The sequence below is a fragment of the Fictibacillus nanhaiensis genome (genome assembly GCF_049537595.1).
In the GTDB taxonomy this organism is placed as follows: Bacteria; Bacillota; Bacilli; order Bacillales; family Fictibacillaceae; genus Fictibacillus; species Fictibacillus nanhaiensis_F.
In genome coordinates, this window is the sequence record NZ_JBMULM010000001.1 from 947,167 (window position 1) to 959,022 (window position 11,856).

Here is an 11,856-nt window from a genome sequence, read left to right on the forward strand (position 1 = left end):
CCTTCATTTGTTATACTTTTGAAGGAAATTAAATGTGGGGGTAATGAAGATGGAACCTTCAAAAGGTCTGGAATATTTACAAAAAGGAAAGTTTGAAGAAGCAGCAAAAAGTCTGGAAATGATGATTGAGACAGATCCTCAAAATCCAGTTCATTATATTAACTTCGGAAATCTACTTTCTGCTGTTCATGAACACGAAAAAGCGATTCAATTTTTTGATAAAGCTCTATCGCTCGATGAAAATGCAGTTGCTGCTTACTATGGTGCTGGAATTGCCTGCTATCATCTTGAAGAATTCTCTAAGAGTGCAAAACTGTTTCAAGAAGCCCTAAAAGGAGGTCTGCAAGATAGTGATACTCACTTTATGACAGGCATGTCGTTCGTTTCACTAGGTGAACATAAGCTTGCTTTTCCTTACTTAATGAGAGCAACTGAGCTCAACGTTCAAGACCATGAAGCCTTGTTTCAATTCGGTCTCTGTCAGGCACGAACAGGGGATATTGAGTCTGCATCAACAACCTTTGAAAAAGTTGTTGAGCGCGATGAAACACATGCTGATGCTTGGTATAATCTAGGCGTAACATATAGTTATTTTGATAAAAATGCAGATGCTCTACAAGCTTTTCAAAGAGCGTTAGACATCCAGCCCGATCATTATCTTGCAGGGAATGGAAAACGAAATATCGAAAGTAAAAACACCAACCATTAAAGGGGGTGCTTTATGGCACAGCAGCCTTCTTTTCATTTAGAAGATGAGTCGACTGAAGTAAAAAAATTTATAAAAGGTACGTTGATCTCTACAATTTATCATCAAACAGAGAGTCTTTATACGGTCGCTAGAATACGGGTAAAAGAGACAAACGAAAATTACAATGAAAAAGAAATTATGATTACAGGCATCCTTCCCCCGTTAAGAGAAGATGAACTCTATGTGTTTTATGGAAAATTTAAAGATCATCCGAAATATGGTAAACAATACGAAGTTGATCTGTTTCAAAAAGAGATGCCTCAATCCAAAGAAGCTATGATTCAGTATCTTTCGAGCGATCTGTTTAAAGGGATCGGTAAGAAGACTGCCGAGCATATTGTAGAAGTCATGGGAAACGATGCGATCACAAAGCTCTTAGAATCACCGGAATATATCAGTCAGATTCCAAAGCTAACAGAAGAACAAGCTCAAAGTTTGCAAAAATCCCTCATGCAGAATCGAGGATTAGATCAAGTGATGATGGTTGTTCAACCCTATGGAATCGGGCCGCAGCTTGCGATGAAAATCTTTCAAACGTATCAGGATGATGCTGTAAAGATCATAAAAGACGAGCCGTATCGACTGATCGAAGACGTTTCTGGAATTGGGTTCCACCGAGCTGATGAAATTGCAAAAGGAAATGGGATGCAAGTTAATCATCCAAAACGAATTCAAGCTGCTTGTCAGTTCGTACTTCGTGATCAAGGAACAGATCTTGGGCACTCATACCTTCCGATGGACCAACTGTTAGAAGGAGTAAGAAAGCTTTTGGCAGATGGAAAGAATACGGTAGATGAGATGAGTATTTTTCGCGAGATTCAAGATATGGAAACTGAAGAGCGATTGATCGTAAAAGAAAACGTTGTATATCTGCCATCCCTTTATTTCGCTGAGCGTGGATTTGCTCAAAAAATGAATCAATTATTACATAGTCAGAAAAATGATTATCACATTGAGGATTCAAAATTGGAATCTGAGCTAACAGCTCTTGAAAAAAGACTCAACATGAAATATGCGAAAAGTCAAAAAGAGGCGATTAAGAAGGCGTTGACATCTTCTTTAATGGTTCTGACAGGAGGACCTGGAACAGGGAAAACGACAGTGATTAAAGGAATCGTCGAACTTTATAGTGAGATTCATGGTGTAAGTTTGAACCCTGATGATTACCGAGGAAAAAAAGAGTCGTTTCCAGTTTTACTCGTTGCTCCAACAGGACGAGCGGCAAAGCGTATGACTGAGTCTACAGGAATACCCGCACACACGATTCATCGCTTGTTAGGATGGAAAGGTGGAGGCACCTTTGAAAAAAATGAAGATGAACCTATTGACGGAAAACTTTTGATCGTCGATGAAATGTCGATGGTCGACATATGGCTTGCTCATTCTTTAGCAAAAGCTCTGCCACCACATATCCAGATCATTGTTGTTGGGGATGAAGATCAGTTACCATCAGTTGGTCCTGGTCAAGTGCTAAAAGATCTACTGCAAGCACAGCATGTTCCACAATCTCGATTAGTGGATATTTATAGACAAGCAGAAGGATCATCTATCATCCGGTTAGCTCATGAGATGAAGAACGGAAACGTGCCGCAAGATCTGCTTGTTCCACAGAACGACAGACGTTTTTTTGCATGTTCCGGTGAACAAGTGTTTCAAGCTATCCTTCAAGTTTGTGAAAATGCCATTAAAAAAGGTTACAGTTCTCGAGATATCCAAGTGTTAGCACCTATGTACAAAGGGCCCGTTGGAATTGATCGATTAAATATGGAACTTCAGCGTCTGTTTAATCCTGAGAAACAAAAACAGCGTCAGTTACAGGTCGCAAATGTGTTTTATCGAAAAGGAGATAAAGTGCTTCAGCTCGTCAATCAACCTGAAGATCAAGTGTTCAATGGTGACATCGGTGAGATCGTTGCTGTTATCTATGCAAGAGAGAACACGGATAAAGAAGATCAAATCGTCATCAGTTTTGATGAGATTGAGGTTACGTATAAAAGAAGTGAATTTCATCATTTTACTCACGCTTTTTGCTGTTCGATCCATAAGTCGCAGGGTAGTGAGTATCCGATCGTCGTTCTACCTGTCTTAAAAAGCTACTACCGAATGTTAAAACGGAACTTATTATATACAGCAATAACGAGAAGTAAAGAATATCTGATCCTATGTGGAGAACAAGAAGCATTTACTTGGGCTGTTGAACGTTCAGATGAAACAGAACGATACTCGGGTCTTACTTCCCGTCTTCAAGAGACCATACTGGAAAAAGATTTAATGAATGATACCCTTCTAAACGAAACAAACTAGAAATGTTCGAGAGATGTAAGATGTCATCTTGTCGGACATTTCTTTTTTTGTATTTCTAGAAGTCAGATACAATGAATGATCCTTCTTAAATGTTTTCTGTATATTTTCTACAAATTCAGGACACCCTTGTAAAAGTAAATTTAAAGGAGCGAGAGCAAGTGGAATGTCCGAACTGCAGTAGAAAAGATATCGGGAAAATCGGTGTGAACCAGTATTATTGCTGGAACTGTTTTATAGAGCTTTCCATTGTTAAAGGAAGACTGTCCCTTCATCAAGTGGAAGAAGACGGCTCTTTGACATCACTCGATGATTTATTTGAAGATCAAGATCTGACTTATAAAGAAAGTACTTCATAAAAGAAATCAAATCTCTGATGTCGAGGTGATCTAGCATGAGCAGGACGATGAGTTCTCTTTTCGCACTTGGTATTGGAGCGGCAACATATGCGATGAGAAATAAGAGGATGTCAAGAATGTCTAAGATGAACTATAATCTTTCAGATCTTAGTGATCTTTGGACATCACGACGTGTTAAAAAAATCCGTAAAAAAGTCGCAAAAGCCATTTATTAAGATAGCATACCCCGTCTCATAAAAGACGGGGTTTTTTAAGAAAAGGGTGAAGAGATGACAAAAGACATTCGAATGAAGTGGGTTTACAGGTTAACCCTTTCTTTACTATTGTTTTTGTGTTTGTTTCTTTTAATGAAACTTTACCCACTTTATGAGCCATTGTGGACTGCGATTAAGGGAATCATTCTGCCATTTTTTCTTGCAGCTCTTATTACATATCTACTCCATCCCGTCGTTGAATACGTTCATGAGAAAGGATTGCCACGATTTGTTGCGATCTTAAGCATATATATCCTTTTTTTTGGTGGTATCGGTTTTGCTGCAGTAAAAGGGTTTCCTTATTTCATCGTACAGATGAAACAACTTTTAGTGAATGTGCCTGTTCTTGCTGAGGATTATAAGGATCTATTGTACCAAGTAGACAGAGGTACATCTGCACTTCCGTATTCGGTTCATTCTAAAATCGAAAATTATATCGTGAAAATGGAAAATAACGCACAGGACGTTTTGACTAACGCGATCTTCTCATTAAGAAAGATCGTAGATTATTTTTTCGTTATCATTGTCGTACCTTTTTTAGTGTTTTATTTTCTTAACGATTTTGAAAAACTAAAAAAAGCCCTTTGGTATCTCACTCCAAGAAAATATCGATATGAAGGAAAGCATCTTATAAAAGATATTGACCAATCGCTTGGAGGATACATCAGAGGACAGTTGTTTGTGGGCGCCATACTTGGAGCTGCCGCCATGATTGCTCTCTGGATTGTTGGTATGCCTTACCCTATACTATTAGGACTAGTGATCGCGATAACGGACATCATACCATACTTTGGTCCGATCTTAGGAGCGATTCCTGTCGTATTGATCGCACTCACGATCTCTTGGAAGATGGTGTGGATCACTGTTGGGATCATGCTCGTTCTGCAATTCATAGAAGGCAATATTCTGGGTCCGTTTATCGTCGGAAAGAACCTTCACATCCATCCTGTCTTTATAATTTTTTCACTATTGCTAGGGGGAGAACTGGCTGGTGTACCAGGAATGATTTTAGCTGTTCCGATCTTTAGTGTGATCAAGGTGATTATCATACACATCAGGGAACATCGACTTCAATCATCATCCGATTGACAAGTAAGATTGAATAAACGTATACTAACGCTAGAAGATTAAAAAACGCTGAAAGAGAAAAGTACGTTTCAGTCCTTCCAAAAGAGAGAAACATCCATCGGCTGAAAGATGTTTTAGGAAGAAGCGAAACAGAAAGCTACTCTGGAGTGCAGAAGGAAAATCTGCCGTTATGCCGCGTTAAGGCTTTAATCAAGGTGATATGCTTATTTTAAAGCGTATAACCAGGGTGGTACCGCGTGAATTCAAACTCTCGTCCCTGTATTTTTTATAGGGATGGGAGTTTTTTATTGGCTTTTTTCGTTCGAAAGTAGTTGATTTCCACTCCAGGTTGCTCGCTTTCCATGGGGCGAACGGTGAGCCTCCTGCCGCTTTGCGCCCTTAGACGTCTCCACCTGACCGCTCGTCCCATAGGAGTCTCGCACCTTGCGCTCCAATCAACTTGCAAGGAAGACAAAAGAAATAACAAAGAAACATTTTGTTTTCTTTGTTATTGAAAAGAAATCAACTACTAATAAAACAACCAAGTTTACGAAATCAGTCTTTATATTTATCTAAAAAAGGAGAATGAAAACGATGAGAAATTTGACTTCAGCTCAAGTAAGACAGATGTTTCTTGATTTTTTCCAAGAAAAAGGTCATGGTGTAGAACCTAGTGCATCTTTAGTTCCACATGAAGATCCTACACTTCTATGGATCAATAGTGGAGTGGCTACACTAAAAAAATATTTTGATGGACGAGTGATTCCTGAAAACCCTCGTATCACGAATGCGCAAAAATCGATACGAACGAACGATATTGAAAATGTTGGGATTACAACTCGACACCATACGTTCTTTGAGATGTTAGGAAACTTTTCAATCGGCGATTACTTCAAAGTTGAAGCGATCCTTTGGGCTTGGGAGTTCTTAACGAGTGAAAAATGGATCGGCTTTGATCCTGAGAAACTTTCTGTGACGATCCACCCAGAAGATGATGAAGCATTTGATATTTGGACAAAGCAAGTAGGATTACCTGAAGAGCGTATCATTCGTTTGGAAGGTAACTTCTGGGATATTGGTGAAGGGCCGAGTGGACCTAACACTGAGATCTTCTATGACCGCGGTGAATCTTTTGGCAGCGATCTGTCTGATCCAGAGCTATATCCGGGTGGAGAAAACGACAGATACCTTGAAGTTTGGAACCTGGTGTTCTCACAGTTCAACCATAATCCAGATGGAACATATACGCCCCTTCCTAAGAAAAATATCGATACAGGTATGGGACTTGAGAGAATGGTATGTGTGATTCAAGATACGAAGACTAACTTTGAAACCGATCTATTCATGCCAATCATCAAAGAAACAGAAAAGCTTTCTGACACTTCTTATGGTTTAAGTACGGAAACAGACACTGCGTTTAAAGTAATCGCTGATCATATTCGTACAGTAAGTTTCGCGATCGGTGACAGTGCACTACCATCGAATGAAGGAAGAGGATATATCCTTCGTCGTTTGATCAGAAGAGCGATTCGTTTTGCGAAAAAGATCAATATCAACAAGCCTTTCATGTATGAACTAGTACCAACAGTTGCAGACATCATGGTTGACTTCTATCCAGAAGTAAAAGAAAAAGTTCCTTTCATCCAAAAAGTTATTAAGACGGAAGAAGAGCGTTTCCACGAAACGATCAACGAAGGTCTTGCTATCTTAGAAGATGTTATGGCAAGAGAAAAAGAAGAAGGAAGAAACGTCATCTCTGGAAAAGACGCATTCAAGCTATATGATACATTTGGTTTCCCATTCGAGCTTACACAAGAGTATGCGGCTGAAAACGGAATGGAAGTAGATCTAGAAGGCTTTGAAAACGAGATGAAGGCTCAACGTGAACGTGCACGTGCAGCAAGACAAGAAGTAGACAGCATGCAAGTACAAGGTGGGGTTCTTTCTGATATTACCGTAAAAAGTGAGTTCTCAGGATATGACAGCCTAACGGGTGAAGCTAAAATTTTAGAAGTCCTACAAAACGGTGAACGCGTGGCGATGGTTGCATCAGGAGAAGAAGCACAAGTTATCTTAGATGTAACACCATTCTACGCAGAGAGCGGTGGTCAGATCGCCGACCAAGGTAAAATTACAGGGAAAGAACTATTACTTTCAGTAAAAGATGTTCAAAAAGCACCTAACGGACAAAATCTTCATACCGTTGTTGTTGAGAAAGGCGTTCTTGAAAACAATATCGATGTTTCTGTAGAGGTTGACCCTGAAATTCGTGCGAAAGTTATAAAGAACCATACGGCTACTCACCTTCTTCATCAAGCATTAAAAGATGTGCTCGGAACGCACGTGAATCAGGCAGGATCTCTCGTACAAGAAGGTCGTTTGCGCTTTGACTTCACACACTTCGGTAGTATTTCTACAGAAGAGCTTGAGAAGATCGAAGAGATCGTCAACGAAAAAGTATGGGGTAACATTCCTGTCGAAAAGATGGTTAAAAACATCAACGAAGCAAAAGCAATGGGAGCAATGGCTCTGTTTGGTGAGAAGTATGGTGAAACCGTACGTGTTGTAAAAGTAGGAGATTATAGTCTTGAACTTTGTGGTGGGTGTCATGTAAATAACACGTCAGAGATCGGCTTGTTTAAAATCGTATCAGAGTCTGGTATTGGTGCAGGAACACGCAGGATCGAAGCTGTTACAGGTGAGAACGCGTACCGATTGATGAACGGACAGGTACAGCTTTTAAAAGACACAGCTGCTAAGTTGAAAACGAATCTTAAGGACGTTCCGCAGCGTATAGACGCATTAAACGAACAAATTAGAGAGTTGCAAAAAGAGAAAGAATCTCTTGCGGCTAAGATTGGTAACATGGAAGCAGGCAGCCTTGTTGATGAAGTTCAAACGATTAACGGTGTTTCTGTTATTGCTAAAAAATTGAGCGGCGTGGATATGAACGGATTGCGTTCAATCGTAGATGATCTAAAGAATAAACTTCAAAGCGGAGTGGTTATTCTTGGTGCAGAAAACGGCGGGAAAGTAAATATCGTAGCGGGAGTTACAAAAGATTTAGTGACAAAAGGCTATCATGCGGGTAACCTAGTAAAAGAAGTGGCTGTCCGTTGCGGCGGAGGCGGTGGTGGCCGTCCTGACATGGCCCAAGCTGGAGGTAAAGATCCCGAAAAGCTGCAAGAAGGTATAGATTCTGCAGTTGAAATGATCAAAACCGTTTCCTAAGCTTTCATCTTTCATGTACAATAGAGACAAGAACTAATTTGTCCCTTAAGGGAGATCTTCAGAAAGAGGTGTTCGCCAGTGAGTTCAATGGACAAAACGATGAAGTTTAACTTCAACGAAGAAGATGCTTATAAGACGAATGTAGAGACTGTCCTGTTTTCTGTTTACGACGCCCTGCAGGATAAAGGATACAACCCTATCAATCAGATTGTAGGTTATTTGCTTTCAGGGGATCCGGCTTATATTCCTCGTCACAATGATGCGAGAAGCATGATTAGAAAACTGGAGCGAGATGAGCTTATTGAAGAGCTTGTAAAATCATATCTATCCACTCAAAAAGAAGGAAGTCGTTAATTTGACAAAAACACTCGGACTGGATGTTGGAACGAAGACGATCGGTGTTGCCGTCTCAGATGCACTGGGATGGACAGCACAAGGAGTCGAAACGATACGACGCCGTCCTAATAAGCCAGAAGAAGACTATGCAAAGATTCAAGAGCTGATTCAGTTACATGACATCAGTAAGATCGTTGTAGGTCTTCCAAAGAACATGAATGGTACGATCGGTCCCAGCGGAGAAGCTTGTCAAAACTTTGCTAAAGATATTGAAAGTCTGACAGGTCTTTCGGTTATCCTATGGGATGAGAGGCTGACCACCATGGCAGCTGAAAGAACATTGATTTCAGCTGACGTGAGCCGAAAGAAACGAAAACAGGTGATTGATAAGCTAGCAGCTTCGATCATCCTGCAAGGTTATTTGGACAGCCAACAATAAGAAAAGTAGAGGTGAGCCAATAATGGCAAAAGAAGAACGCGAACGCATCGTTATTCCAGACGAGAATGGCGACGAGAATCTATTTGAAGTTTTATTCAAATTTGATGTTGATCAAACAGGAAAATCATACATGGTTACTATACCTGTAGCTGATTCAGAAGATGATGATACAGATGAAGTAGAAGTTTTCCCTTTCCGTTATGAAGAAAATGGAGAAGAAGACGATCTTGCTCTATTCCCATTGGAGTCTGATGAAGAATGGGACATGATCGAAGAAATGTTAAACACATTTCAAGATGACGAATACGAAACAGAATAAGTATTAAACAAAAAGAAGTTGGTTTTCTAGCCAGCTTCTTTTTTTATTCCATTTTACGGCCAATCTCGACAATTTCTGCTAGTAAACGTATAATTAAACAGGTGGGAAGGGGGAAATACCATGTTACATCTCCAGTCATCTGGGAATTACATAAATGAAAATAAAAGTAAAAAACGTACTAAGACCATTGTTCTATCTATCTTGTTTCTATTTCTCGTGTTATTCATTGCTGCAGCAATAGGTGCTTATTTTTATTACAATAAGAACATAGGACCGATCGATTCAGCTAATAATGAAAAAATTACGGTGGAAATTCCAATTGGTTCTTCCTCTTCAAAAATAGGACAAGAGCTCGAGAATAAAGGATTGATCAACAGCGGTGATTTCTTCAGACTCTATACGCGAGTTAAAGGTGAAGGGAACTTTCAAGCCGGTATTTACGAACTAACTCCTTCCATGAATCTTACAGAGATCATTTCAGCACTTAAAGACGGAAAGATGTTCAAGAAGCCTGCTTTAACCTTAACGATTCCGGAAGGATACAATGTCCCGCAGATCGCAAAATTAATCAGTCAGAAAACGGGTTACAGTGAAGCGGATATCATAAAAAAAATGGCCGATAAAGCTTATTTGCAACAGCTTAAAGATAAGTATCCGATCTTACCTGATGATATTATGAAAGCTGGACTGTACTATCCGCTAGAAGGATTTTTGTTTCCTGCTACATATGATTTCGATGTAAAGAAACCAGAATTATCAAATGTGATAGACAAGATGGTCGAACAATCTTCTGTTGTCCTAACTGAACATGAGAAAGATATTAAGAATAGTGGTTATTCACTCTTTCAGATCATCACCTTGTCATCCCTTATAGAAGAAGAATCTCAGCGTGAAGAGGATCGCAAGAAAATTGCTGGTGTTTTTTATAATCGCTTAAGTAAAGATATGAAACTTGATTCTGATCCAACGGTGAAATATGCTCGAAAGAATTTTGATGTTCAAGTTTTATACGAACATCTGAAATATGATTCAAAGTACAATACGTACCTTTATAAAGGTATACCGATCGGACCGATCACTTCACCAGGTGAAAAAGCGATTGAAGCTGCACTTCAACCCGTGAAGATGGACGAGCTTTTCTTTTATGCCAGACCAAACGGTGAGGTCATCTACACGAAAACCTTGAGCGAACATAATGCTGTATATAAAAAATACAGAGATGAATGGAAAGTTTGGCAGGAAAAAGACAATAATTAAGCATGTTTTTGAGGATACTAGTATGTATTCTCTTTTTTTTGCTGCAAAACTTACATTTTATACAGCAATTTAAGAGGAAATAACTCAGTTATCTTATAGATAACAGAAGTATAGAAATAGGACTCTCGCCTTCAAATAAAGATTATGTTACAATATACCGGTTAGTGTGAAGGAGGCGTGTTACTTTGGTCTCAAAAGAGTTGAACCAATATATTGAAAAAATTATTCCAACGCGCTCTGAACAAGTACTTGAAATGGAGCAATACGCGAAAGAGCATAATGTGCCGATCATGGATCTAACAGGTATGGAGACTCTATTGTCCTATGTTAGATTGAAGAAACCGAAACGTATATTAGAAGTAGGAACAGCGATTGGATATTCCGCCATTCGAATGGCTCTTGCATGTGAGAATGCTGAAATGATTAGTATTGAAAGAGATGAAGAACGGTACAATATAGCAAAAGATAATGTTAGATCGTTTCATCTTGAGAGCAGAATTAATTTGTTATTTGGAGATGCAAATGAACTGCAGAGCCAAGTAGAAAAGTATGCCCCATATGACTTTATTTTTATAGATGCAGCAAAAGGACAATATCAAAACTTTTTTGATCATTATTCCTCCATGCTGTCACCTGATGGCATCATCATTACAGATAATGTTCTCTTTAGAGGGTATGTCGCTGATGAAAGCGGCTTAGAGAGTAGAAGACTTCGTTCTCTCGTAAAAAAAATTAGAAGTTTTAACGAATACATGATGCAGCATCCTGACTATCAGTCTTCAATCTTGCCGGTTGGCGACGGAATGATGGTGAGTATTAGAAATTCTTAGTGGGACATGCAGTTTGGAGGAGTAATCAAAATGGCACAAAAACCAATTGTAATTGGGGTTGCAGGTGGATCTGGATCTGGTAAAACAACAGTAGCAAAAGAAATTTACAGGCAGTTTGCTAACCAATCCATCTTAATCATAGAGCAAGATGCATATTATAGAGATCAATCAGAAAAATCGATGGAAGAGCGATTGGACACGAATTATGATCACCCTCTTGCTTTCGATAATGATCTGTTAATTCAACACATTTCTTCACTTCTAAAATACGATTCCATCGAAAAACCAGTGTACGACTATACAGCACATACAAGAAGTGATAAAATTATCCCAGTTGATGCTAAAGATGTCATTATACTGGAAGGTATTTTGATCCTGGAAGACGAACGACTACGTGACTTGATGGATATTAAGCTGTTTGTAGATACGGATGCAGATGTACGTATTATTAGAAGAATGGTACGAGATATTCGAGACCGAGGAAGAACGCTTGAATCTGTAATCGATCAATATACTTCAGTGGTTCGGCCGATGCATAATCAATTCATAGAGCCAACGAAGCGATATGCGGATATTATCATTCCAGAAGGCGGCCAGAATCTTGTTGCGATCGACTTAATGGTAACAAAAATCAAGACGATCTTGGAAGACAAAGCATTATTGAAAAAATGAGGAATATAATCCTCATTTTTTCGGTATACAGTGACAAATTTC

At 39.3% G+C, this 11,856-nt stretch carries 12 protein-coding genes and 1 other annotated feature; all 12 genes read left to right on the plus strand.

All coding sequences use genetic code 11. The annotated features are described in order from the left end of the window. Positions 1-49: 49 nt before the first annotated feature. On the plus strand, positions 50-709 hold the full coding sequence (locus ACOZ9X_RS04630) for a tetratricopeptide repeat protein (RefSeq protein ID WP_423417198.1): 660 nt from the start codon (positions 50-52) through the stop codon (positions 707-709). A 12-nt stretch (positions 710-721) separates the two neighbouring features. Further along, a complete protein-coding gene (recD2, locus tag ACOZ9X_RS04635) occupies positions 722-3,052 on the plus strand; it encodes an SF1B family DNA helicase RecD2 (protein WP_423417199.1) in 2,331 nt (776 codons plus the stop codon). A 158-nt stretch (positions 3,053-3,210) separates the two neighbouring features. After that, the gene (locus ACOZ9X_RS04640) at positions 3,211-3,408 is read left to right on the plus strand and encodes a hypothetical protein (protein ID WP_423417200.1); all 198 of its coding nucleotides are present in this window, start codon (positions 3,211-3,213) and stop codon (positions 3,406-3,408) included. Positions 3,409-3,443: 35 nt separating this feature from the next. Continuing rightward, the gene (locus ACOZ9X_RS04645; RefSeq protein ID WP_066396448.1) at positions 3,444-3,623 is read left to right on the plus strand and encodes a hypothetical protein; all 180 of its coding nucleotides are present in this window, start codon (positions 3,444-3,446) and stop codon (positions 3,621-3,623) included. 54 nt (positions 3,624-3,677) lie between these two features. After that, on the plus strand, positions 3,678-4,751 hold the full coding sequence (locus ACOZ9X_RS04650; protein ID WP_423417201.1) for an AI-2E family transporter: 1,074 nt from the start codon (positions 3,678-3,680) through the stop codon (positions 4,749-4,751). A 39-nt stretch (positions 4,752-4,790) separates the two neighbouring features. Then, positions 4,791-5,012, plus strand: a binding site (T-box leader). Between the two features lie 312 nt (positions 5,013-5,324). Further along, the gene (alaS, locus tag ACOZ9X_RS04655; protein WP_423417202.1) at positions 5,325-7,961 is read left to right on the plus strand and encodes an alanine--tRNA ligase; all 2,637 of its coding nucleotides are present in this window, start codon (positions 5,325-5,327) and stop codon (positions 7,959-7,961) included. 78 nt (positions 7,962-8,039) lie between these two features. Then, the gene (locus ACOZ9X_RS04660; protein WP_144698881.1) at positions 8,040-8,315 is read left to right on the plus strand and encodes an IreB family regulatory phosphoprotein; all 276 of its coding nucleotides are present in this window, start codon (positions 8,040-8,042) and stop codon (positions 8,313-8,315) included. 1 nt (position 8,316) lies between these two features. Further along, positions 8,317-8,736: a Holliday junction resolvase RuvX gene (gene ruvX, locus ACOZ9X_RS04665; RefSeq protein WP_423417203.1), complete on the plus strand. Its 420-nt coding sequence runs from the start codon at positions 8,317-8,319 to the stop codon at positions 8,734-8,736. Between the two features lie 22 nt (positions 8,737-8,758). Next, the gene (locus ACOZ9X_RS04670; protein WP_137788788.1) at positions 8,759-9,055 is read left to right on the plus strand and encodes a DUF1292 domain-containing protein; all 297 of its coding nucleotides are present in this window, start codon (positions 8,759-8,761) and stop codon (positions 9,053-9,055) included. 120 nt (positions 9,056-9,175) lie between these two features. Continuing rightward, entirely contained in the window at positions 9,176-10,312 is a 1,137-nt protein-coding gene (gene mltG / locus ACOZ9X_RS04675) for an endolytic transglycosylase MltG (protein WP_423417204.1), read from the plus strand. A gap of 185 nt (positions 10,313-10,497) precedes the next feature. Next, positions 10,498-11,142 (plus strand): O-methyltransferase, encoded by a 645-nt coding sequence (locus tag ACOZ9X_RS04680; protein WP_423417205.1) that lies wholly within the window; start codon positions 10,498-10,500, stop codon positions 11,140-11,142. Positions 11,143-11,172: 30 nt separating this feature from the next. Beyond that, positions 11,173-11,814, plus strand: a complete 642-nt coding sequence (gene udk, locus ACOZ9X_RS04685) for a uridine kinase (RefSeq protein WP_066396435.1) — start codon at positions 11,173-11,175, stop codon at positions 11,812-11,814. Positions 11,815-11,856: the final 42 nt, after the last annotated feature.

Bases quoted from the DNA above. Each gene is read 5' to 3' on its own strand.
- ACOZ9X_RS04630 (WP_423417198.1), top strand. From the start codon at position 50: ATGGAACCTTCAAAAGGTCTGGAATATTTACAAAAAGGAAAGTTTGAA.
- alaS (WP_423417202.1), top strand. From the start codon at position 5,325: ATGAGAAATTTGACTTCAGCTCAAGTAAGACAGATGTTTCTTGATTTT.
- ACOZ9X_RS04650 (WP_423417201.1), top strand. From the start codon at position 3,678: ATGACAAAAGACATTCGAATGAAGTGGGTTTACAGGTTAACCCTTTCT.
- udk (WP_066396435.1), top strand. From the start codon at position 11,173: ATGGCACAAAAACCAATTGTAATTGGGGTTGCAGGTGGATCTGGATCT.
- ACOZ9X_RS04670 (WP_137788788.1), top strand. From the start codon at position 8,759: ATGGCAAAAGAAGAACGCGAACGCATCGTTATTCCAGACGAGAATGGC.
- mltG (WP_423417204.1), top strand. From the start codon at position 9,176: ATGTTACATCTCCAGTCATCTGGGAATTACATAAATGAAAATAAAAGT.
- ACOZ9X_RS04645 (WP_066396448.1), top strand. From the start codon at position 3,444: ATGAGCAGGACGATGAGTTCTCTTTTCGCACTTGGTATTGGAGCGGCA.
- recD2 (WP_423417199.1), top strand. From the start codon at position 722: ATGGCACAGCAGCCTTCTTTTCATTTAGAAGATGAGTCGACTGAAGTA.